At 44.5% G+C, this 25,027-nt stretch carries 16 protein-coding genes; 9 read left to right on the top strand and 7 right to left on the bottom strand.

What is annotated here, in order from left to right; translation table 11 throughout:
• Positions 1–9: 9 nt before the first annotated feature.
• From R7035_RS18735 to R7035_RS18745, 3 genes are all read right to left on the bottom strand, one after another.
• Positions 10–993 (bottom strand): AAA family ATPase, encoded by a 984-nt coding sequence (locus R7035_RS18735; RefSeq protein ID WP_262651227.1) that lies wholly within the window; start codon positions 991–993, stop codon positions 10–12.
• An 85-nt stretch (positions 994–1,078) separates the two neighbouring features.
• Positions 1,079–2,380, bottom strand: coding sequence for an anaerobic sulfatase maturase (locus R7035_RS18740; RefSeq protein ID WP_318146226.1), 1,302 nt, complete (start codon positions 2,378–2,380; stop codon positions 1,079–1,081).
• Between the two features lie 114 nt (positions 2,381–2,494).
• The gene (locus R7035_RS18745; RefSeq protein ID WP_029792693.1) at positions 2,495–4,021 is read right to left on the bottom strand and encodes an arylsulfatase; all 1,527 of its coding nucleotides are present in this window, start codon (positions 4,019–4,021) and stop codon (positions 2,495–2,497) included.
• A gap of 141 nt (positions 4,022–4,162) precedes the next feature.
• On the opposite strand from R7035_RS18745, the gene R7035_RS18750 reads away from it, so the two are divergent.
• On the top strand, positions 4,163–5,020 hold the full coding sequence (locus tag R7035_RS18750; RefSeq protein ID WP_318146227.1) for a LysR family transcriptional regulator: 858 nt from the start codon (positions 4,163–4,165) through the stop codon (positions 5,018–5,020).
• Between the two features lie 134 nt (positions 5,021–5,154).
• On the opposite strand, the gene R7035_RS18755 is transcribed toward R7035_RS18750, so the two are convergent.
• Positions 5,155–6,702 (bottom strand): arylsulfatase, encoded by a 1,548-nt coding sequence (locus R7035_RS18755; protein ID WP_005376560.1) that lies wholly within the window; start codon positions 6,700–6,702, stop codon positions 5,155–5,157.
• A 306-nt stretch (positions 6,703–7,008) separates the two neighbouring features.
• Here R7035_RS18755 and R7035_RS18760 point away from each other — a divergent pair, with 306 nt between their 5' ends.
• The 3 genes from R7035_RS18760 to R7035_RS18770 all read left to right on the top strand — a co-directional run bounded on the left by R7035_RS18760 (position 7,009) and on the right by R7035_RS18770 (position 10,040).
• Complete coding sequence (locus R7035_RS18760) at positions 7,009–7,395, top strand: winged helix-turn-helix domain-containing protein (RefSeq protein WP_005376561.1); 387 nt, start codon at positions 7,009–7,011, stop codon at positions 7,393–7,395.
• A gap of 80 nt (positions 7,396–7,475) precedes the next feature.
• Complete coding sequence (locus R7035_RS18765) at positions 7,476–9,830, top strand: fatty acid cis/trans isomerase (protein WP_318146228.1); 2,355 nt, start codon at positions 7,476–7,478, stop codon at positions 9,828–9,830.
• 18 nt (positions 9,831–9,848) lie between these two features.
• Entirely contained in the window at positions 9,849–10,040 is a 192-nt protein-coding gene (locus R7035_RS18770; RefSeq protein WP_005376565.1) for a hypothetical protein, read from the top strand.
• Positions 10,041–10,090: 50 nt separating this feature from the next.
• Here R7035_RS18770 and torS read toward each other — a convergent pair whose 3' ends face one another.
• The gene (gene torS, locus R7035_RS18775) at positions 10,091–13,054 is read right to left on the bottom strand and encodes a TMAO reductase system sensor histidine kinase/response regulator TorS (RefSeq protein ID WP_136977175.1); all 2,964 of its coding nucleotides are present in this window, start codon (positions 13,052–13,054) and stop codon (positions 10,091–10,093) included.
• Positions 13,055–13,097: 43 nt separating this feature from the next.
• Here torS and torT point away from each other — a divergent pair, with 43 nt between their 5' ends.
• Together torT and R7035_RS18785 are read left to right on the top strand one after the other, a co-directional pair.
• A complete protein-coding gene (torT, locus tag R7035_RS18780; protein ID WP_258514560.1) occupies positions 13,098–14,147 on the top strand; it encodes a TMAO reductase system periplasmic protein TorT in 1,050 nt (349 codons plus the stop codon).
• A gap of 64 nt (positions 14,148–14,211) precedes the next feature.
• Complete coding sequence (locus tag R7035_RS18785; protein WP_005376571.1) at positions 14,212–14,667, top strand: methylglyoxal synthase; 456 nt, start codon at positions 14,212–14,214, stop codon at positions 14,665–14,667.
• Between the two features lie 77 nt (positions 14,668–14,744).
• Here the strand turns inward: R7035_RS18785 and helD are convergent, their stop codons facing one another.
• Entirely contained in the window at positions 14,745–16,814 is a 2,070-nt protein-coding gene (gene helD / locus R7035_RS18790; RefSeq protein WP_005376572.1) for a DNA helicase IV, read from the bottom strand.
• 324 nt (positions 16,815–17,138) lie between these two features.
• Between helD and yccS the strand changes: the two genes are divergently transcribed.
• From yccS to R7035_RS18805, 3 genes are all read left to right on the top strand, one after another.
• A complete protein-coding gene (yccS, locus tag R7035_RS18795; RefSeq protein ID WP_005376573.1) occupies positions 17,139–19,292 on the top strand; it encodes a YccS family putative transporter in 2,154 nt (717 codons plus the stop codon).
• 189 nt (positions 19,293–19,481) lie between these two features.
• A complete protein-coding gene (locus tag R7035_RS18800; protein WP_005376575.1) occupies positions 19,482–19,712 on the top strand; it encodes a hypothetical protein in 231 nt (76 codons plus the stop codon).
• Positions 19,713–19,792: 80 nt separating this feature from the next.
• Positions 19,793–20,095: a hypothetical protein gene (locus R7035_RS18805; RefSeq protein ID WP_047101396.1), complete on the top strand. Its 303-nt coding sequence runs from the start codon at positions 19,793–19,795 to the stop codon at positions 20,093–20,095.
• Between the two features lie 183 nt (positions 20,096–20,278).
• On the opposite strand, the gene R7035_RS18810 is transcribed toward R7035_RS18805, so the two are convergent.
• Positions 20,279–24,847 (bottom strand): tandem-95 repeat protein, encoded by a 4,569-nt coding sequence (locus tag R7035_RS18810; RefSeq protein ID WP_318146229.1) that lies wholly within the window; start codon positions 24,845–24,847, stop codon positions 20,279–20,281.
• Positions 24,848–25,027 lie beyond the last annotated feature (180 nt).

The raw sequence follows: 25,027 nt of genomic DNA on the forward strand, positions 1-25,027 counted from the left end.
GCCTCCCACTTACCCAATTTCTACACAATCTAGCAGCTCTTGTACGACTCGTTGATGATCGACCCCATCTGCCAGTGCATCGTAGGTCAAAGAAAAACGGTGGCCCAATACAGACGGAACCATGGCACGCACATCGTCAAGAGTAACGTGGTCACGTCCTTGCATCCACGCATACGCACGAGCGCATTTGTCGAGTGCGATAGAAGCACGAGGACTAGAGCCAATCTCAATCCATTTTGCTAAGTTTGAATCGGCATAACGCTCTGGCTTACGAGTCGCCATCACTAACGCAACGATGTAGTTTTCCACTAGGTCTGATACCACGATGTTTGGTAACTGACAACGCGCTTCTAGCACCACGTCTGGCTCGATGTGTTTTGGCGTAATAATTTCGCTGCTGGTTTCTGCACCCAATTCTTCACTGCGCACCAAACGAATGATGTCACGTTCTGCGTCATCTTCTGGATAATCGACGGTAACCTTCATGATAAAACGGTCCATTTGCGCTTCTGGCAGTGGGTACGTGCCCTCCTGTTCTACTGGGTTTTGCGTTGCAAGCACCATAAACAAGTCTGGCAATACGTGAGTTTTATCGCCTACCGTGATTGTGCCTTCGGCCATAGCTTCAAGCAGTGCTGCTTGTACTTTGGCTGGCGCACGGTTGACCTCATCGGCAAGCACTATGCTGTTAAAAATTGGCCCTGGTTGAAAATGGAGCTGCGGCTTGCCATCCAACTCTTGATAAACCTCGGTTCCCGTCACGTCCGATGGCAAAAGATCTGGCGTAAACTGGATTCGACCAAAACTGGTGTTTAACAAGTTCGCCAACGATTTTACGGAACGTGTTTTTGCCGTTCCCGGTAAACCTTCTAGTAGAATATGCCCATTTGTTAATAACCCGATGACTAAAGCTCGAACCACGTGGCTTTGTCCAATGACGCTTTTTTCTGTTTGTTCGATGAGTTCTTTTATCGCTTGTTGTGCGTGGTTCATAGGATACCTTTTCAATGGTTTAAGCCGTCTTTTCGATAGTTAAGTATAAGAACAAATGAAATAACTTAAGGTTATATTCACTATGTTATCTTTGCGGTTCTTGAGATTGGAGAAGTTGTGCAAGACCAACCAACATCGGTAACGCATAATCAAAGAACATTTTGATTCCCGAACACAAATAGTTTAGACCACTCTCACCATTCAGCGTTTTGATCAGACGGTTTTTCGGACACTCGCCCCAGCAATAAGACAAGTAGGGACACTGCTTACAATACGTCGGCAAAGATTCGCGTTTTGCCATGCCAAAGGTGTATTGTCGTGTAGAGAAGGCCATGTCATTCAATGAGTGTTCATGAATGTTGGCGAGTTTGTATTCTGGGTACACATAGTGGTCACAACTGAACACGTCGCCATTGTGCTCAATCGCCAAGCCTTTGCCACAAAACTCAGCTGTCACGCAAAGCTGAGACGGTTTCCCCATTACTTGCGCTACCGCGGTTTCAAACAGGTTAACCAGTACACGGCCAAGATTGTTATTCACCCATTCTTCAAAGGTCGCCATTAAAAAGCGTCCCCAGTCTTCAGGATCAACCGACCAATCCGTCACAACAGACATTGGATGACCCGGTTTCGCCAGATCACTGCCTTTGGTTGGGATCATCTGTTCGTTCCAAAACTGCGGTGCGGTTGTTTGGAAGTCGTTCGCTTCAACCACCGGTGCAAACTGAATGTATGTCACACCCAATTCTTGGGTTAAAAATCGATACACTTCGAGCGGGTATTTCGCATTGTGTCGATTCACCGTCACCAACGCGTTGAATTTCACGCCATGCGCTTGGAGCTTATCTGCCGCTTTCATCACCAGATCAAACGTCGGCTTACCGCTGCGGGTTTTGCGATATTTATCGTGCAGCTCTCGTGGCCCATCAATCGACAAGCCAACTAGGAAGTTGTGCTCTTTTAAAAACGCACACCACTCATCGTTTAGCAAAATGCCGTTGGTCTGAAGGTCGTTTTCAATGCGAACGCCTTTCGGCTGATGTTTCTTTTGCAGAGCTACGACATTGCGGAAATAGTCCAACCCAAGCAGCGTTGGCTCCCCCCCCTGCCATGAGAACACAATTTCTTCGCCATCCTGACTTTCGATGTAGCTTTTCACGAACGCTTCCAATGTTGCGTCGTCCATTTTTGGCTGCTTTTCTTGGTGCAGTAGATTTTCTTTATGCAGATAAAAGCAGTACTGACAATCGATGTTGCATTTTGCTCCGCCCGGCTTTGCCATCACATGGAATCGACGGTCATACGCGCCCGAAACTGGTGCTTTAGAAGCCGTTTTGAGAGGAACAATAGACATGGTAGTAGAATGGCGAGGGGAAATCTTACTCATACGTTTCTCACTATTAAATATACCCAAATAACCTCGTAAGCGTAGTGCAGTAAACGGGAAGCTATTTGGGTATATAGCGCTCCGAAGAGCGCTATGGATTATCGATGTTCTTTATTACTTAGAAGACTTAGGTACGAATGAACCTGCTTCCATGCGAGGTGGGAACTCTTTAAACGTACCCATTACCTCTTTCACTTTCTCTACCGCTGGCATCATTAGGAATGAACGCTCGTACATCCAACGAGAGTAACCCATACCTTGGTCACCACGTTCGAATGGGTCGATGCTCAAATCGAAGATCAATGGAACACGAAGTTTAGTGAATGGTTTACGCCATACATCCATACCCGTTTCATTTTCTTGGATCATGAAGTGGTATTTGTACTTACCGTAACGTAGTGCAACCAAGTCACCGTCATCACTCCAGTAAACGAATTCGTTACGAGCAGACTTGTCTGACTTACCTGTGATGTATGGCAATTGGTTGTAACCATCTAGGTGAACTTTGTAGTTCATCTTGCCAACTTTCTTACCTTTCAGTAGCTCGTCTTTAACTTTAGTGTCACCTGCTGCTGCAACCAATGTTGGGAAAAAGTCTTCAAGAGACATCATGCCATTAAAGGTTTCGCCAGCTTTGATGTGACCAGGCCATTTGATAAGAGCAGGAACACGGAAGCTGCCTTCCCAACCTGTATTCTTCTCACTACGGAATGGTGTCATACCTGCGTCTGGCCATAGGTCAACCATCGGGCCGTTATCTGTGGTGTAAACGATGATAGTGTTGTCATCAACACCAAGATCTTTCACTTTTTTCAGTAGTTCGCCGATTTGGTCATCGTGCTGTTTCACACCGTCAGCGTAGAAACCAGCACCGGTTTTACCTTGGTACTCTTCAGGAACGTGCGTGAAGTTGTGCATGCGAGTGGTGTTAAACCAAACGAAGAATGGCTTGTCTGCCTTAACTTGCTTATCGATAAACGTTTCAGCCGCTTCTAGGAACTCACCGTCTACTGTTTCCATACGTTTGCGAGTTAGAGGGCCGGTATCTTCAATTTTGCCGTCAGCGTAAGAATGGATAACGCCGCGAGGGCCAAATTTTTTCTTGAACTCTGGATCTTTAGGGTAATCCACGTTCTCTGGCTCTTCTTCCGCGTTCAAGTGGTATAGGTTGCCGAAGAACTCATCAAAACCGTGGTTGGTAGGAAGATGCTCGTCTCGGTCACCTAAATGGTTCTTACCAAATTGTCCGGTTGCGTAACCCATTTGCTTAAGCACGGTTGCAATCGTCGGATCTTTTTCCGAGATACCTTCCGGAGCGCCTGGTAAGCCCACTTTTGATAGACCTGTACGTTTTGGCATTTGACCAGTGATGAATGCAGAACGGCCTGCTGTCGAGCTTTGCTGTGCGTAGAAGTTAGTGAACTTCGCACCCTCTTTAGCAATGCTATCGATGTTTGGCGTGTTGTACGCCATCATGCCTTGGTTGTAGGTACTAAGGTTCCAGTAACCAACATCATCACCAAAGATGACAAGAATGTTGGGTTTGTCCGCTGCATGTGCAACTGCAGATGCAGCGCCCAAAGCTAACGTACATGCGTTAAGTACGAGTTTTTTACTGCTCGTTTTGGTCGCATTTTTCATATTATCTCCAAGAGTTCGCTAGTGCGTAAAAAATGGTATTCGCTTTTCAATACCATTGCTGATATAAGATAAAGCACTAATTTCAGGCGATAAATGCAGTCAAAATTAGTTAACCTATAAATTAAATTTATGAGTGACGTTATGGACTTGAATTTGATCCAAACTTTTCTTGTTGTTGCGGAGTTTCAATCTTATACAAAATCCGCGGAACAATTGGGGCTTACGCAACCTGCTGTGAGCGCTGCAATAAAGCGTTTAGAGCAAGTCGTAGATAAGCAATTATTTGTGAAAAAAGGACGGGGAATTACGCTGACATCCGCGGCGTATCAACTATTGCCTCAGTTTGAGCAAGCGGTGAGTATTATTGATAATGCTATCACGGAGAAGAAGCACTTTGAGGTGTGCTGTTCAGAGATTCTGCTGCACATTATGAGCCCGATAAAAAATGCCATTTTTTACGAGTCACCTCCCGAAAAATACATCTTATTTGAGCTTTTAAGACAACAAAAAGTAGATCTTGTAATTGATACAGTGGTCACAAAAGATGCGGCGTTTGTTATGGAGGAGGCGTACGAAGAAAAGGCCGTCATTATTTGTCGAGAGCAACACTCTCGAATCCAAGGCACTTTGAGCAAAGAACAATTTTATGATGAAACTCACTGTTTGTTTTCAGGCAAATGGAACAACATGTCGGGTTTTGAGCAACTCGCTCAAGAAACCATTTTAGAAAGAAAAGTGGATCTCGTCACATCTTCGCTTGCTGGTATGGCGTTGTACGTCGCACAACGCGATTGTTTAGGTCTAGTGTCTCAATCTTTTGCGAACAAATGGAGCAAAGCCCTTAAGCTTCAAGTTCTGCCTTGCCCCATTTCTATATGCACTATCCCTTACAAGTTCGTCTACCATAAACGTGAGTTAAACAACCCTGCTCATATTGCATTGCGAGAGAGAATCAAAGCCAACTTAACGGCAGCCCACTACGAACCAATTTGTTTATAAATCTTGTCAATTGAAGCGTTAGGCGTTTTCGTCATCAAGCTTTCTACAAACCTGAATAGATAGAATTTTACAGATAAAAAAGAGGCTCACGTTAATGAGCCTCTTTCTAGATGTGGAACTTCACTTAGTTTTTCTTACTTATTTGGGTTCTCTTTTAGTTTCTCCATCACTTGATCTAGCGAGAAGCTTGCTGCTTTTTGCCTTGGTGGGAACTCTTTAAACGTTTCAAGGAATCTGCCTACGTAAGCTTGCGCAGGAACAAGCATGTAAGCACGGTCTAGCATCCAATCGTAGTAAGTGTTAGAAGTGATATCAGCCACTTCGTAAGGATCCATACGCAAGTTGAAGATCTTAGGAACACGAAGTGTGGTGAATGGTTCAGCCCAAATACGCAACGTGCCTTTTGCTCGTTGCTCCATAAAGACCAGCTTCCATTTGTTATAGCGAAGTGCAGTTAAGTCTCCATCATCTGAGAAGTAAAAAATTTCTTCTCGTGGGGCCTTATCCTCTTTACCAGTCAAATATGGTAGGAAGTTATAGCCGTCTAGGTGAACTTTGAATTTCTTACCATTCGCACTATAACCTTTGAGCAATTTCTCTTTGATATTGTCATCACCCGCGGCAGCAACAAACGTTGGCATCCAGTCCATGTGATGCATGATATCATTCGAAACAGAGCCAGCTTTAATTTTACCCGGCCAACGTACCATCGCAGGAACTCGGTACGCACCTTCCCAGTTGGTATTTTTCTCTCCACGGAATGGCGTTGTACCTGCATCTGGCCACGAGTTCATGTGTGGGCCATTATCGGTGGAGTAAAAGACGATTGTGTTGTCTTTAATACCCAAATCATCCACTTTTTTCAGTAGCTGACCTACATGGTTATCATGCTCGACCATACCATCTGCATACTCGCTGATACCTGTTTTTCCAGAGTTCTCTTCTTTCACATGAGTACGGAAGTGCATACGAGTTGCATTCCACCAGACAAAGAAAGGTTTTTCAGCCTTGACTGCACGATCCATAAAGTCGAGTGCCGCATCTAACGTCTCTTCATCCACGGTTTCCATGCGCTTGCGAGTTAGAGGCCCTGTATCTTCAATTTTGCCATCAGCGTACGAACGGATAACGCCGCGCGGACCGAACTTTTTACGAAACTCAGGATCTTTAGGATAATCGACGTTTTCTGGCTCCTCCTCGGCGTTCAAGTGATAAAGGTTGCCAAAAAATTCATCGAAGCCGTGATTAGTAGGAAGGTGCTCATCTTTATCACCTAAGTGGTTTTTACCAAATTGCCCTGTCATATAGCCCATCGGCTTCAGCATTTCGGCAATGGTTGCGTCCTCTTCCTTCAAGCCAAGATCAGCACCTGGAAGCCCCACTTTACTCAAACCTGTTCTAAGAACGGTTTGGCCCGTAATGAAAGTAGAACGGCCCGCTGTACAAGATTGCTCACCGTAATAGTCAGTGAACATCATGCCTTCTTTGGCGATACTGTCTATATTTGGTGTTTTGTACCCCATCAAGCCAAACGTGTAAGCACTGAGATTGGACTGGCCAATATCATCACCCCAAATGACGAGAATATTTGGTTTCTCTGCTGCGATACTGCTACTTGTCGCACCGATTAAAGCGGCGGCAAGAATCGCTAATCGGCGTTTAACGCCATATTTCGCTGTCATATAAACCTCTGTGTGTATTAGAAAAGTGCTTCCTGCAACAGAATGTATAGTTCACAAATAGCGGATAAGCGAATTTACTAAATGAGAATTCTTTCTATCTTTGCCTAACATTACACCGTTATTTGTCGCTAATACGCACTCCAATAGCACTTTAGTTCAGAGCGCCATCGCACCATTCATCACTACTGGTAATCTCAAGTATTAAGATTGTCTACGCATATCACAGTGCTCATAAAGTACCTGATTGCTTTTATATAAATATTAATGATAATACGTTTTACTACTATTAATAATTAAGGTACCCGTGTGCTTGACTCCAAGGTTTCAAATGGAAAAACTTCCCAATGCCAACACAACGGCGTTCACCATAATGATGAGGAGCTATTACTAGATAAGCGCACTCACTCTGTGGTACTCAATTACTTGCCAAACAAGAAATCTGTTCAGTTAACAAGCATTCAATTTAAGCTGCTGCAAACTCTCACTCACCATCAAGATCAAGTACTTAGTAAGCATTTTCTTTACGAAACAGTACTAAAACGTGAATTTACTGAACATGATCGAGCACTCGATATGCACATGAGCAGAATGAGAAAGCGTCTAGTTCACGAAGGCGTTCCAACAGACAGAATTCAGACAGTCCACCGCCAGGGTTACATTTTCAAGCGCTCAGACAATCAACAGAAAAATTAACGCTAATTGACCCAACTTTTGGTAATTGACCGCTTATTTTGCTTTAATTAATGCAAATTCTAATCACGTAAAATAACTCAATGAATTTGCGCTTAATTTTTACACTTTGCATTGCTACTTTGTTTGCCGGCTGTGCAACCTATGCTGGTCTTAACTATGACCAACTGTTTGGTCCACAGCTCGTGCGTGAACGCACAGTTGACGTGGAAACCCCTCAAGCAAACTTCTTCCAAAGCGAAGTTAAACCCATTATGGATAACCGCTGTGTCGTCTGCCACGCGTGCTACGATGCACCATGTCAACTTAAGCTCTCTTCTGTTGAGGGCATTGATCGTGGTGCGAGTAAAGCACTGGTATATGAAGGAACAAGACTCACAGCCGCAGCACCAACACGCTTATTCGAAGATGCAGAAACAACCCAAGAGTGGCGCGATGCGGGTTTTCATCCGGTTCTCAACGAACGTGATCAAAGCATGGCAGCCAACATTGATGCAGGCCTTATCGCACGTTTGCTACAACAAAAAGAGCGCCACCCATTGCCTGACCAAGTCCAGTTAGAAGGCTTTGACTTTTCGATAGACCGAGAGCAAACCTGTCCAACGATTGAAGAATACGAGCAATACGAAAAGGATAACCCAACCTGGGGCATGCCTTTTGGTATGCCAAATCTATCAAACAGTGAATACCACACTCTCATGACTTGGTTGGAAAACGGCGCAATAATGAACGTTCACCAACCTGTTAGTGAGAATGAGCAAGCGCAAATAGATAAGTACGAAACATTACTTAACCACTCTGATTTGAAAAATCAGCTGATGGCTAGGTATATATATGAGCATTTGTTTTTATCTCATCTCTACTTTTCGGAACTCGATGAAGATCCCCGATTCTTCACGCTCGTCCGCTCTGCGACACCACCAGGACAGCCCGTCAAACGTATTTCAACGCGTCGCCCGTACGATGATCCAGGGGTTGAACGTGTGTTTTATCGAATTATTCCAGAGCAAGGGACCATAGTAGATAAAACTCACATGCCATTCGCGTTAAACAAGCAACGCATAGAGAACTGGAAAACTTGGTTTATTGATGCTGATTACATGGTTAGTCAGCTACCGAGTTATGAACCAGAAGTTGCTGCAAACCCGATGACATCATTCATCGACCTTCCAGTGAAGTCGCGCTTTAAGTTCATGCTAGATAATGCACAAAATACAATAATGGCATACATAAAAGGCCCAGTTTGTCGTGGCCAACTGGCATTGAATGTTATCAATGATCGCTTTTGGGTGTTTTTCCTTGATCCAGATAAAGCAGACATCCCAGAAGTAAATGAGTTTTACCGATCTCAGGCTGATAATCTAAAACTACCGGCAGAGCAAGAAAGTAACACGCTACCTGTTACCAACTGGGTCAAGTACGCGCGTCAACAAGCTCGCTACCTAGAGGCTAAATCTGAGTTCACTAATAACTGGTTTAAAGAAGGTGAAAACCTATCCACCGATGTAATTTGGGATGGTAATGGCACCAACCATAATGCGGCATTAACGATATTCCGCCATTTTGATAGTGCTTCTGTTGTTCAAGGGTTAGTTGGTGAGCAGCCTAAAACAGTGTGGATTCTTGACTACGCGCTACTAGAGCGTATCCACTATTTGCTTGTTGCTGGGTTTGACGTTTACGGTAACTTCGGCCATCAGCTCATGACACGAATGTTTATGGACTTCTTGCGTCTAGAAGGCGAAAGTAACTTTATCTCGTTGTTACCCGCCGATATGCGCCATGAACTTCAATCTAGCTGGTATAAAGATCAAAGCCCGCAGTTGAGTGACTTTTTACAACGAAATGTGAAGCCGTTTAACCAACCAACCAGCGTTCAGTATAAGAGTGACGATCCAAAAACGGAGTTGGTGGAGTTGTTGAGCGAACATGTTTCAGATGTGCTTCTGCCTCGCTACAAAATTCAAGGCACGGCTCTTTCTGCGAGTAGTGAAAAGCAACTAAAACGTATTGACCACGTTCGTGGTGAAGGCCTAAAAACCGTTCCGCAAATCACTATGCTTATGGTGAGAAGTCAATCAGGGGAAGATGAACTGTTCACCTTACTTCACAACAATGCACACACAAACATCTCTAGCTTGTTTGATGAAGAAAGTAACCGTGACTTTGCTAACGATGATATGACCATTGTACGCGGCGTTGTGGGAAGCTACCCTGCGGCATTTTTCTCGATCAACGAAAACCAAGTAAAAGATTTTGTCGATCAATTTAGTGCCATCCAAAACGAATCCGATTACGTTAAGTTATTGGATAATTTTGCGATTCGTAGAAGCTCAGAAAAATTCTGGTCATTTAGCGATCGTTTACACAATTGGTACCGTACAAAACAACCGATCGAATTTGGATTACTTGACTATAATCGTTTTGAGAATCGATGATGATTTAAGGGGGTTCTCATGGGTATCCGAGATAACATTGCCGCTCTTGAACAACAGATTTACGTTGCTTGTTCTGAGGGAGACTACGAAACGGTCAATATGCTTGAGCATCAACTCGAATACTTGCGTGGCAAAGTGGAACATCCTTTTGATGATGACCCTTATGCCCTAGACACTCGATTCGAGTGGGAAGATGACATGACCGAATAGAAAAAACCTCCGGAAAGCCGGAGGTTTTTTTATTTTCAATGCTCGATGGATTACTTCGCCATTAACTCATCCAGAGCTTGAATTGATGCAGACACTTGAGAAACTAAATCATCTTTAGTCGCATTATAGGTATCTAAAGGTTGAGCCGCGGCTTCAATTGCTTGGCAAGCGTTCATTAATGCAGTTAGTCCTAAACTTCCCGCGCTGCCCTTTAATTTATGGGCAAGGTTCTTTACTTCTTTACTATCATTGTCCTCAGCAGACGCTTGCAGTTTGCTTAATACATCAGTGCTGGTGGCTCTAAACAGATTAATAATGTGCAACATCTTATCTCTGCCCAAGATTTTCATATCGGACTCAATCACGCTCGGATTAATGATAACCACATCGGGTTCCTTTTTTTGGGGCGCTTGAACGACCTTTGATTGTAGCTCTTGTTCTTGAGGCGAAATTTGATCAAACGGGGTACAGTCGGCATTTTGTGGCAACAACAACGGCTTTCCGTCTAGCGCATCCTGAATCAATGCCGCGAGTGCCTCTTTTGCCAATGGCTTAGGCAAGTATCCGTCAAAACCAGCGGCTAGATAGCGCTCAACTTCTTCCGCAAAAACGTGCGCAGACACTGCAATCATTGGCGTGACGGCAAGCGCTTTATTGGCCGGCTTATCACACTCAATCCGCTTTAAGCGTTGGATCAACTCAGTTCCATCACAATCAGGGAGGTTGATGTCGACTAAAGCGATATCAAAATCCTGTGTGCTGATCAGTTGCTCTGCTTGTGAGCCGTTTTCCGCCATCACGACTTGATGACCCATGCTTTCTAGAAAACCTTCCGCGACCACTCGGTTGACTTCATTATCTTCTACCAGCAAGACCTTTGCTTTCACTTTGCAACGTGCGGTTGCCACGGTTCCTGTTTCAACAGGTTCGCTTTCCTCTAACGGAATAGAGAACCAGAATCGGCTACCATTTCCCTCTTCGGAATCGACTTCTAAAACACCGCCCATCGCTTCAATGATTCGCTTACTGATGGCAAGTCCAAGCCCCGTACCTCCAGTTTGGCTCATCCCACCTTCAGCTTGCGTGAAGGCATCAAACAACGTTCTCTGGTATTTTTTGGCAATTCCTATTCCAGTGTCTGATACTTCAAACAGGACTTGCGACTCGTCCTCAGGGTTCAGGCTAACGTAGATATCAATTTCTCCTTCGTCAGTGAACTTAATCGCGTTACCAACAAGATTGTTCAGCACCTGACTGATTCTGGTGACATCCCCTTTCCAGTAGCGACTAACATCACTTTCAATATGGTAGGAGAACAGCAGCTTCTTCTCTTGTGCTCGACTGTTCATTAACTGGAAAGTGTCCTCCACCATTTGGTGTAAATCGAAGCCCATGTGACGAATTTCTAAATGCCCCGCTTCAATCTTGGAGTAATCCAGTACATCATTAAGGATCGCGAGCAACGTTTTACCACTACGATTAATGATTTCCGCATAACGCTTTTGAATTGGGTTGAGGCCTGAGTCAATCAGCAAGCGTGCTGTCCCCAACACTCCGTTCATTGGCGTTCTTATCTCATGGCTCATCGTCGCCAAGAAAGCCGATTTTGCTCGGCTCGCTTGCTCTGCTTGCTTGCGAGCTTTAGCGTGATTCAAAACCTCTTCATTCAAACGGCGGTTTGCTTGTTTTAACTGCGAAGTGCGCTGCTCAACGAGCTCTTCTAAATGCTCTTTATGCTCCTCAAGCTCTCGCTTGGCTTGAGCTTCACCCTCTGCTACCACTTTTAGTGCTTGCGCGGTATTACGAGCCGTGATGATGGCCTGCCCCATATGCGCCAACTCATCTTTGCCTTTCACTTCCAACTCAACCGCTAAGTTACCCTGTGCCACAGACAGTAACGCAGCGGAATATTCCGCTAACCGCTTCACAACAGAAAGGTACACCACACGCCATAAAATCAGCACCAATACAATCAAACCAACAATTGAAATAACGGTTAGAGACCATTGAGCGAATTTCAATGTGCTGGTCAATTGGTCTACAGCGACGGTAGTGGTTTTGTTTGAATCATCAACCAATTTGTTGACCGTGCCATTAAGCTCTGAGAACAACTCTAATGTCTTTTGCATCAGTTGTTGTGACTGTTCGTTATTCTCGTATTGCTGCATCAGTATAGAAAATACGACCTGACGCTTACCAAGCTCTATGAGCAGTTGGCTCATTTGCTTAGAGCGCGTAGGATCTTCCACAGCGAGTACACGGCGTTGCATGATTTTGAGGTTGCTATCGAAATCACTTTGAACCTGTTGAATTCGCTCAATATTCGTTAATGTCCGAGCCTCTTCAATCTGATTCAACATTTTAAAGGCCAACAAGTGCAGTTCATGCAATCGCTCAGTCAGATCAAGATCGACCTCCACCAGTGCATCTAGCGCCTGATAAACTTGCGATTTTTTATTCGACTCTAATAAGTCATAAATATGCGTGACGTTAGCAACAGCAATGGTGCTTGTATTCTGAACTTGCGTACGAGTTAGTTGTTCTAGCTCTTCACTGAGCAGACGCATTTCTTCAACACGAGTATCTATCTCTTTTGCAAGCCACAGCTTTTTTTCAACCGAAACACCGAGTTCTGCCAAATTGTCGATAACGTTCTGGACGTTATTCTCTAAAGCTTCTAACAATTGAGAATCGAACGACTCACTCCCGAGCTCCTTGATGTGAGTGAGTAAAGACTCGAGCTGTTCGAACAGCACTCGCCCTGACTCCTTTCTTTCCTGCTCGTTTCTTGCGTTCGACAACATTTGTACAGACGAAATAATACGAGTACTCAACTCAGAGACTTGTCTCGCCTCAATCATGGCGGGAATCGCAGAATCCACGACATTTCTTTCGGTTTTGGCAACCAAAGAAAATCCAGACACACCAATAAGTGCCGATAACATGACCAGTATTGCCATCGCAATGAAAGACAACAAAAGTTTACGACCGATGCTTGCAGTTGCTAGCAGCATATTTTCATGACCTTAATGTTCGTGTTCAGCGACATATTACGTTATATTTTGCAGTGTTTACTTAATCTATGCCAACGAACTTCATTTCATGGTTAAAAATCAACACGCATTTCGCACATTTTTCAAACATTCTGCAGCCACTTTAACCCTCGTTGCTTCTTTGCCAGCGGTTGCCGCAGAGAAAATATGTGCAATATACCCTCACCTAAAGGATTCATACTGGTTGTCAGTAAACTATGGAATGGTGTCCGAAGCGAAAAGAGAAGGTGTCGAGCTACGAGTCCTTGAAGCGGGCGGCTACCCAAACAAAACCCGTCAAGAACAACAACTCGCACTGTGTAACCAATGGGGAGCAGATGCGGTTATCCTTGGGACCGTGGACCCACAGGCTTACGAGCATTCACTTAAAAATTGGGTAGGGAATACTCCCGTTTTTGCTACTGTGAACCAACTCGACTTGGATGAAGAACAAAGTGAGTTGCTAAAAGGGACTGTCGGTGTTGACTGGCATTGGATGGGATACGAAGCGGGTCAATATTTGGCAGCTCGCCATCCAAAAGGGTCAGGAAAAACCAACATTGCCTTACTTTTGGGGCCGCGAACTCGTGGTGGTACGAAACCCGTTACTGCCGGATTTTATGAAGCGATACAAGGAAGTGATATCAACATTGTTGACTCATTTTGGGCAGACAACGACAAGGAGTTACAACGTAACCTAGTTCAACATGTGATCGATATGGGAAATATAGATTACATTGTTGGCAGTGCAGTGGCGATTGAAGCGGCCATCAGTGAGCTGCGCAGTGCCGGCAAAGCTGAGGAGATCGGTTTAGTTTCTGTGTACTTAAGTCATGGTGTATATCGAGGCCTGTTACGTAACAAAGTGCTCTTCGCACCAACAGATAAAATGGTGCAGCAAGGTCGGCTTTCCGTGATGCAAGCAACGCATTACTTAAGGGGTGAAGCTTATGACAAACATGCCTCACCAACCATCAAACCACTGACTCCGAAGACGCTTCATGACGACACGATCGAAGAATCGTTATCTCCGTCAGAATATAGGCCGACATTCCGTGTTAAGGCTGTTGATTGAAAGACCAAAAACGTGTTCTATTGAGTCACAACAATTTTAAAATCATACAAACGGAAACATCTTGATGCAAAAAACCATTCGTACCATGCCAACCCATAAACATGTGGCTTTGGTTGCTCACGACAACTGCAAACCTGAGCTACTTCGCTGGGTAAAAGAAAACAAAGAAAAGCTACAGAGTCACTTCCTTTACGCAACTGGCACGACAGGACACATGCTGAGTAAAGAAACTGGACTTGCGATCAAGAGCATGATCAGTGGTCCGATGGGCGGTGATCAACAACTAGGCGCTCTCATTTCAGAAGGCAAAATCGACGTTCTCGTTTTCTTTTGGGATCCACTGAATGCCGTACCTCACGACCCAGATGTTAAAGCGCTTCTTCGTATTGCTAGTGTTTGGAATATTCCTGTAGCAACGAACCGAGCCACCGCTAAGTTCCTGTTTAACTCCCCTCTTCTTGAGCAAGAAGTAGACATCGAAGTACCGGATTACGAAGCCTATCTTGCTGAGCGCATGTAAGCTTTGATGCCAACCAAATAAAGCAAGGGCGATACCAAGTATCGCCCTTGCTGTTTTTAACATTCTAAACGTTGCATTTAACGGGAAGTCACGATGGGATAGTCACCATTAACTAGCTCTTGAACGAATGCAGATCCCGCGCCAGTATGCGTGATCCAAACCTTCTCTTTCGCACGTGTAATCGCCACGTAAAATAGCCTGCGCTCTTCTGCGTAAGGGAATTTGTCTTTGGACTCCGTCAACGCACCATCAATGTGAATTTGCTTCTTCTTAGCGGGGAATTGCCCCTCATCCACAGAAAGAATAATCACAAAGTCAGCTTCGCGTCCTTTACTCGCATGGCAAGTCATAAAGCGAATATCGAGATTAGGGAAACGTCGCAACCAATCGTCGAACAAATCGGGCTTATGATAATGGTTACGTCCTAGCAATAAAACTGACTTGGTTTGCTTGGCTTGTTGATTCAAGTGATCCAAGATCTTTTCCACTTGATTGCTCGGCGCGGTATGTACGCTCTTCTGCTTGCGTTGTTTGTGGCTGTTTAGTGTTTTCGGCAACTGCGATGGGTTTTGCTGCACGAATGTATTCGCTACATCACCAATCTGATTGTTGAAACGATAAGTTGTATCTAAGTGATGAACGGTAGAGTGAGCAAAGCGTTCTTTAAAGCCAGTGATAAGATCGACATCCGCTCCTGCAAACTGATAGATCGCTTGCCAATCGTCGCCAACAGCAAATAACGTGGCACCTGCTTGTTTCTGAGTGGATTCACACAGTGCTTCAATCAATGCCAGACGATCTGGAGAGATATCTTGATACTCATCGACCATAATAAAGCGCCATGGCGAGACAAACTTTCCTTTATTCACATAATCTGTCGCACGACTGATCATGGTTGGGAAATCCACTTGGTTGCTTTCTTTAAGCATTTTTTGCCACGCTGTAAAACATGGCCAGCATAAGGCGAGTTCACTATTTAAACGCGTATAGTCTTGGTGGTTTACGAGCTTTTCTTGTACTTGCTTTTTGGTCAACCCCACCGCCGCTAAATGAGACAGCTGCGAATCTAGCCAAGCGATCAGTTTTGGATTTTCTGAATGGCTTCCTAACTCATCATCCCCTTTTAGGTACGCAATCGGCCATTTGTCTAAATGTTTTTGCCAACGTTTAAAGTTGGTGGGTGTCATCCAATGTTTTTTCAACCAGTCTACACACCATGCTGTTCGTTGATTTTCGTCCAACGCTAAAGGACTAATTTCGACAGGTTGCTGTTCGACTTGTTTAAGAATATACAAGCCCAACTGATGGAATGTGTTGACGCGCACACCGTCTGCCGCCATGCCCACTTTATCTACTAAGCGTTCTTTCATTTCAGTCGCCGCATCACGACCGAACGCTAACATGAGAAGCTCTTCTGCTTGAGCTTGATGGCTTTGCAACAAATAGGCAACTCGTGCGGTTAAAACGCTGGTTTTGCCCGAGCCGGCACCAGCAAGAACTAAGTTGTGGTCGTCGTTGAGTAATACCGCATATTGCTGGGATAAATTCAAAGGAGAGGATTCAATTTGATTAAACAGCACTTCCCAATTTGGACGTTCTGCTTCTAGCCAATCGCGATTACGCTCACCAAGCGCCTCAGAGGTATCAATGAGCCAAGGCTCTATTTGCGACATACGATTCGGCATTCGCATTTTGGCTTCTTCTAGGGTGGTTTTCATCTCGCTTAACTCTTGGTTAAGGCTTTCAACCCAGGAGACCACTTGAGAATGCGATAAGTAAGCAGGCAAGTGCTTTAGTTTGTAAAGCTCTTCTTCCCACTTAGGTAGATACTCAGCCAGTTTTCGGCACTGAGTGTTGTGCCACTCTTGATATTGACGAACGGCCTCAAGCGCGAACTTTCGGCATTGTGGCCACGGTAAACCTTGGACTAGCCAGCTTTGTTGTTTGCCTTCGTGTTCATGAGCAAAAAACTGTAAAGAGCTCCATAACAACCCACGCTTTACGCTAACTTTGCCATTCCAGATCGTAAAAGGAATATGTTCTTCACTGCCTATCGAGCTTAATAAAACACTGTTCTCTTTTATTTCGACGTGATGGTACTCATTTTGAATAAAAAACTGTGCTTTGCTAGTGGCAGTAAGCTGCATGAAACGTGCGCCTTTTAGTTTAGAAGTTGTCGATTTATATCATTTTAAGGCGCTAAATTGTAGCAACGGCGAGCACCTAAGTAAGCTTCTTCTTCTATTCTTTAATAAAATTCACATTACTGTCGATTTAATAACCTAAAGCTGAGGTTATTTGAAGCTGGCTTTACAATCCTCAATACATGACCTGGCAGTTTTAATATAAGTCGATGACATCCCTGCTGATTTTATCAGCAACCACGAATTTTTCTTAAAGTAAATCATAAACGCGCTATAGTGGGTCTGGTAGTATTCCCCCTGTTCTTCATCGGAAACATAAGGCGCATTGTGCAAGCAACTTCTAAATTTCGGCTATATTGGGCAAACAAGACGATAAATTACAGCGTTCTTATCCTCATTACCTTACTGGGTGTGGTTATCCCAACTTGGTACTTCGAGCAAAACACGCTGATAACGCCATTAATATTAGGCGTTATTGCTGCTGCTTTGGCTGAAAGTGATGACAGTTTCACTGGACGCATCAAGGCTCTGATTCTCACCTTTCTCTGTTTTGCGCTTGCTGCTTTTTCAATTGAAATCTTGTTCGATACCCCTTGGGCTTTTGCGTTGGGATTATTTATCTCAACCTTCGGCTTCATCATTCTTGGGGCGATAGGTCCTAAGTACGCGAGTATTGCTTTTGGTTCGTTGCTGATCGCTATTTATACTATGCTTGGCGCACATGAAAGCACCAACATTTGGTTTCAGCCACTACTGCTTTTAACTGGTGCCGCCTGGTATTACTTCATGTCCATGATTTGGCAGATATTTTGGCCCCTTCAACCGGTGCAACAAAGCCTAGCCAATGTGTTCTTCCAAATGGCGAATTATCTTGATGCGAAAGCCAAGCTTTTTCACCCTGTGACCAACTTGACGCCACAACCGCTGCGGATTGAAGCTGCAAAATGCAATGCTGCCACGGTTACGGCACTAAACGCTTGTAAAACCACATTACTTAACCGATCGAAACGGGGTCACATTGATGGGCCTAGTGACCGATTTTTAAATATTTACTTCATCGCTCAAGACATTCACGAACGCGTCAGTTCTAGCCATTATCGCTATCAGGATTTAGCGACCGAATTTGAACGTTCTGATGTGCTGTTTCGTTTTAAATACCTTTTGGAGTCTCAAGCCCAAGCGTGTCGTGATATTGCACTAGCCATTCAGCTAGGAAATGAATACTCCCATACCGATCAATCTATTCTGGCATTAGCTGAAGTACAAAACTCTCTTGCTTATCTAGAAGAACAAAAGCAAGGGCACTGGAAACGTCTGCTGATGCAGTTAACATATTTATTCAATAACTTAGCGACGGTAGAAAAACAACTTAATAACATTAACAACCCAGATGTTGAAGGCCTCGAAGAAGATACCCTCGCCGATACCAACCCACACACGCTAAAAGCGATGTGGCAGCGTATATCAGCAAATTTACACAAAGATTCGATGCTGTTTCGGCATGCATTACGTATGTCAATTGCCTTAACGATTGGCTATGGAATCATTCAAATATTCAACATCGACCGAGGTTACTGGATACTCTTAACCACTTTATTCGTATGCCAACCGAACTACAGTGCCACTCGCCAAAAATTGACGGCGCGAGTAATAGGTACATTAGCTGGTTTGTTGATTGGTGTACCATTGCTGACTTTTTTCCCTTCTCAAGAAAGCCAGTTAGTATTTATCGTTATCTCTGGTGTGATGTTTTTCGCCTTCCGGATGAACAACTATGGGTACGCGACTGGTTTTATTACACTGCTCGTCCTCTTCTTATTTAATCAACTAGGTGAAGGTTACGCAGTTGTCCTTCCTCGACTAGCAGATACCCTCATCGGGTGTGTGCTTGCAGTAGGAGCTGTATTAGTTATTTTGCCCGACTGGCAGTCGAGAAGGCTTCACAAAGTTATGTCGGATGCGATAGAGGCGAACAAGCAGTATCTCGATCAGATCATTGGTCAGTATAGAATCGGCAAGAAAGACAATTTGAGTTACCGTATCGCTCGCCGCCAGGCCCACAATAATGATGCCTCACTCTCTTCTGCGATTAGTACGATGCTGGCGGAGCCTGGCAAATATCGCGCAGCTGTTGATGAAAGTTTTCGCTTCCTAACGTTAAATCACGCAATGTTGAACTATATTTCTGCATTAGGCGCGCACAGAACTCGCATCGAAGATGAGTCAATTCATAAACTCGTTTTAGATGCTCACCGTTGTATTCATCAGCATCTGGATGTACTTCATAAACAGCTTCACCAGCATTGTGAGGAGTGTGACCTATCTAATATTGATGATGCTGGACTCGAGCAACGCTTAAACGAATGGCGCGATGAAGACGACAGCTCTGCCCGCATGGTATTGCAGCAACTTCATCTTATCTATCGCATGCTCCCAGAGCTTCATTCACTTGCTAGTAAGTTTGCCGTCAGGGTAAGTTAGTAACATTCAAACCATATGTAAGAGGGAAGCGCTATATCGCTTCCCTTTTTCTTTTTACGTTTCCATCTACCCCAAAGTGGGTAATTATGTACCTTCTTAGGAAAAATCTGACGTATCACTTAACACACCTTGACAATATTCGGACAAAAAGCAATCGATCAAATTCTAATCTATTTTGGTTGAATAAATATGTTGTATCCAAAGGATGAAGAATTTCGGGCAACGACGGATAAACCGAATCACGACGAAGGTATTGAGATGAACGCACAACAATTTAATGAACTTAAGCAAAAGCTCAGTGATTTAACGGCAAGTCAGTTAAAGTCATTACAAGGTGAGATCAGCGTGAAACTAAATAAAGCGCAAAAACCGGTTCTATCTGGTGAAGAAAGAGAAATGCTTGCCAAACTGTTTGCCTAATCAAGTCATTGATATAAAACACTTGAACGTTTTATAAACTCCACCTATGCTCTCACTATCATAATGTTGGGAGTAGTGATATGCCTGTATCGGGAATTCAATCTGGATACCACATCGTTCAGATGTCACAACAAATGGCCGAGAAAGCTGCACATGGCATTAGCAATAATGTAAGTAAGGTAAAAGAAGAGCTTTCTGATCACAACATCGATTTAGCTGCGGTTGCGGATGTCGCAATAACAGCCTCAACACCTAGCCTTCCCTCTCAAAAAGTTGAATCTCTCATCAACCTCGCACAAGCCGCTGGTTATAACCGAGTTGGCGCGTCTGTCATAGAGAAAAACAATGAAATCATTGGCAGCTTGCTAGACATCCACGTTTAGGCGATTTAACGTCAAATTATCGCTATTTTAATTTCCAACTATCACTATAACGTCGTAACAAGATAACCCCTTTGCTTCGCTCTTTATTTCTATTTCGATTCAAATACTCCTGTTTAAAATCAAGCTTTCCCGAAAAAAATGGGCGGCTTATCAGAGCCGCCCATTTTTGTGTTGTATACAGGTTTATCCGTTATCAATAACACCGTTGTTGAGCAATGACTCTACAATCTCGTTGGAGCTAAGACCGTTGAAGTCGATTGAAGTACCTAAGTTTTCCACGACAATAGTCTGTTGAACATTTGCATCCGTCGTAATGTTCAGAGAAACACTTTCCGTCGATGCATCGTAGTCTGCCGAAATGTGACCAAGCAGATCATCCATGTCGATCATTGAGTTATTGAGATCAGAGATAACTTCACGTAAATCGATACTGTCTTCGTTAACAGTGAAGTCAGTAATGGTATCCACTGCCCCTTCATCAACGGAATCTACCGTCCACTTGAAGATATCGCTGCCGTCTCCACCCGTTAAGATATCTGAGCCTAAGCCACCGATAAGCACGTCATCACCATCACCACCCAGAATAACGTCGTCACCGTCTCCACCAATCAAGTTGGTACCTGTGTCTCCGCCGACTAAATAGCTGTCGTCCACTGCGGTTGACTGGTCAATATCGTCGCTATCACTACTCACATCCAAACTAATTTGGACAGGTGAAGACTGCGCTTCATCGCCATTAGATTCCGTTGATATCGCCGTAAGCGAAATATCGTAAGAACCGACATCAATACCACTGTTAGTATCTGTTGCGACAATTTCTAGCGTATCAATTTCATCGCTTGGTACTGTCCAAGTGGTACCATCGAAGCTAATGCCTGATGGAGAAACGCCACTTGTTACCTCAGCACTAGCTGGTACGCCCGTTAGCTCCAAAGACAGCACCTCGTCAATATCAGTAAGCGCCGCCATGATTCCGACAATCGCTAAACCTTGACTGCTCGCGGTTTGGCTAGCCGCAATTTGACGAATGTAATTAAACTGAGGATTGATACTCAATGTAGGTGCATCAGCTACAGGTGTCACATTGATAGTGAAGTCTTGATTCGCTTCCAATGCGGTACCCGATGCATTTTCGAAGTACACGCCGTTGTCTTCGACTTTCACCGATAAAGTGATTGAAGCTGCGTTGACATCTCCTGCATCCACAAATACCCCCTCAGAAGCGTCTGTTGCTCCAAGAACGGAGTTAATATTATCTGGTGTGCCCATTAGGGTGATTTCACCAGCCATCCCCGCCCCAACAGTCACACCACTACCTGCTGGCGGCTCGACACGAAGGTCGCCCTCGGTAACTGTAAGAGTCACGGTCATGCTTTCATTTGCTTGTGCGCCCGCAAAGTCGACGTCACTCACACTAATACCCGTTACTTTCTGGCCATCAGCTTCATTGATCGTATCCGTTACCGACGTTGCAGTGATTTCAGGTGCGTCATTGGTAGCTTCAACATTCAACACTGCTGTGCCCGCGATTGTAATTGGGTCTGGAGCGCCGTTAGTGGTTCCGTCATCTGTGATTTCATAAGTGAAATTAACGTCACCAAAGAAATCTGCTGCGGGTTCAAACGTCCACTCTGTCGCACTCACTTGAGTCAGCGTGCCGGAAGCTGGATCCACTAACACAACATTATCGACGGTCAAGTTGTCTGACTCAGGATCACTTGCGTTGCTCAGCAACTCAGTAGCCGTAATAGTTACCGAACCACCATCTTCTTCGGTACTACTCAACGTTACCTCTGATGTTACTGGTGCATCGTTCACCTCAGTGACTTCGAAGGTCGCCGTTCCTGACACCGTTTGAGGATCTGAAACACCGTTCGTTGTACCGTTGTCGGTAATGTCGTAGGTCAGATCGACCTTGCCGTTGTAGCCAGGCGCAGGAGTAAATGACCATGTACCTGTTACGTTGTCGAAATCCAATGTGCCGCTGCTTGGATCAACCAACTGGACATTGCTCACCATCAAGGTGTCGTTTTCAATATCAGACGCATTCGCCAACAAATCAGCTTGGGTAATATCAACCGCCGTACTGTCTTCTGCGATATCAGAAAGTGTCACTTCAGACGTCGTTGGAGCATCATTGACTTCCGTTACGTTGAACGATGCGCTGCCGTTAACCGATTTAGGATCGGATGTACCATTTGTCGTGCCATCATCTGTAATGGTGTACGTGATTTCAACTGGACCGTTGTAATCTGGTGCTGGGGTAAATTCCCACTCTCCCGTACCACTGTTGAAAGTAATGCTGCCCGAATTCGGATCCGTTAACTGAACATTGCTGACCGTGAGGTTATCGTTCTCTACGTCTGTCGCATTCGCAATAAGATCCGCTTCAGAGATGGAGAACACACCACTATCTTCTTCAATATCCGGTAGCGTCACTGGCGTAGTTTCTGGGGTATCATTCACCGCTGTCACTTCAATATTGAAGCTGCTGCTGTTGGTATTTAGGGTGTCATCTACCCCACCAATTACGATACCTTCATTACCTTGGTCATCGACTGTCACGTCCACCTGAACGTCACCAAAGAAGTTCAGGTCTGGATTAAACTCAATCAGACCGTCTGCAATGGCATTGTTTAGATCGGCCACTGTGCCTTTCAGTTCAACGGAGTCCGTACCATCACCGCTCACGGTTAGGTTGTAAGTAGCGATGAGCGTTGGATTAAGCTCCAAGATACCGCTGTCGACGTTCACATTGAGTACGTATTCAGCATTCGGATCATCGAGTACGGCATCAATGTCGGTAATGCTGAAACCATCAAGCAGCATTGGCGTATCTTCTGGTGTTTCCACATCCACGGTATTGACGAACTCTGGACGATCGTTCACTGCCTCAACATCAACAGTGACATCAAACTCCTCTGCGGAGCCCAAGCTTTGACTACCATCGAGCCCAGTATCAACGGCTTGCACTTTGAAACGCAGCGAACCATCCCATGAGTTATCGTTGCGATCACCAGAATTAAACACCACTTGATCCAAGTCTTGAGCATTGATTTCTAAGACAAAAATGCCGCCGCCTGGGTCAGTAAACACTGTCCCATCAGGTAATGAAACACTCGCCCCATCAGGGACATTGGAGACCTCAACTCTCAGCGTCTCTGGATCATTTTCCTGGTAGTTTGCACCATCTCCGATGGACTCTTTGTTATCAACCACTAACGCATTTACATTAATAACAATGTCTTCGCCCTCATTACCTGCAGCCGAAGTATCGGGATTCACATCAACATCATCACCAATAGGATTGACAATAAGCGTAAAGTTGTTGTTTCGTTCCGTTGGAACTTGTAGCAACTCCTCTTGAATGAAGACCGTAATACCTATCTCAGCCTCGCCACTAAAGTGTTTTGGCGGTTTAATTTGGATGTCACTCAGGTCAATGGACGTCTGAGTGAGATCTTTTAGTTGAATACTCCATTCGCCCCCACCGTTGTTCTTAACAACATAATCAGAGGAATTGGATTTAACGATAAAGTCATCAGGAAGCCCCGTTAACTTGAGTGAAACGAAACTCTCAGAACCGTCATTATCGTTCAGGCTGATCGAAACACCAGAGCCCGATTGATTCAGCGAAATTAAAGTATCTTCGTCACCAATCACCGTGATTGGCTGCGTCGGATCGGCACCTGTAATGGTAATGTCATCAACGACTGGCGTAACTTCAAATGTGACATCGTCAGTGAAGGTTCTCACATCTATATTATCGCCAGAGTTATTCAAGATAGACTGATCAAACACAGCTTCATCAGTAATTTCTCCCTCGATATTAATCTTGACGGTATTTTGGCCACCACCTACGGGGTAATTTTCTTTTGGCTTAAACAGAACATTGTCAAGCGCACCAGCTAAAATCTCAGCTTCATTAAACTCAATACTGGTTCCTAAGCTGTTACCATTGGCATCAACAAACTCACCTAATGTTGTGTCATCAAGCTCTAACTTGATGTTCGTTAGTGTTTCTCGACCACCTTGAGTGTTGTTAAATTGATCGGCAAAATCAACACTCAAGTTAAGTTGGATTAAGCCATCTTCGTAACCAACACCATCCGCCGTGGGAACGTCGTTATTTAGATCAGTTACAGGTTGTTTGTTTGCATCCAAGCCGAAAGTACCAACGATATCTACTTTTACATTCGGTGTGACATCGCTATCCAACGGCTGATCCCCGGCTGAACTCGGAACGTCTGCAACCGGTAAAACCTGAACTGGAAACTGGACATTATTTTCTTTTTCATCACCGGACTCAGTGTCTTTAGTGACAAACCGAATTGGTAATTCGAAATCACCTGCGTAATCTTCTGCCAAGTGCATCGTCAAGCCATCAAGGCCAGTAATATTTCCACTCGCATCGATATGGGCTTGGAACACGTATTTACCATTGACAAAATCAACATCCGTCCCCGTGATCACCAAACCAGGAGGAATGCCAGGAGCTGTCGGGTCGACGATAATAGTTAAGACATCTTCCACACCATCTGCATTAATCGCATCGACTTTCGACGTCAACTGAGCACCAAGGTTAATAGAATTGTCTTCCAACGCTTGAATTTGGACATCATCAGCCACCTGAATCTCTGCCGCTACACTCATTTTCGGTGTGAGGACGGTTGGAAACTCTAGTGTCACATCCGTTTGACGCACGACCGTCGCATCTTTTTCGTTGCCCAAATCTTCGCCCAAATCATTCACTTCTGCGTAAATGGTTAAGCCAATTTGAGAGAGACCACCGTTATCGCCATCGTCACTGTCATCGTTTGGTGTTAAATCAAGTCCAGACGGCGCTTTAATTGAGAGGCTATGTTCCCTTTAATTGTTGCTGAAGACTTAACATCCTGTTTTCATTAAGTTCTTCAGTAACTTCCATGTAAC

Origin of the sequence: Vibrio sp. 1731, from assembly GCF_033339955.1 — a bacterium.
Taxonomy (GTDB): Bacteria; Pseudomonadota; Gammaproteobacteria; order Enterobacterales; family Vibrionaceae; genus Vibrio; species Vibrio alginolyticus.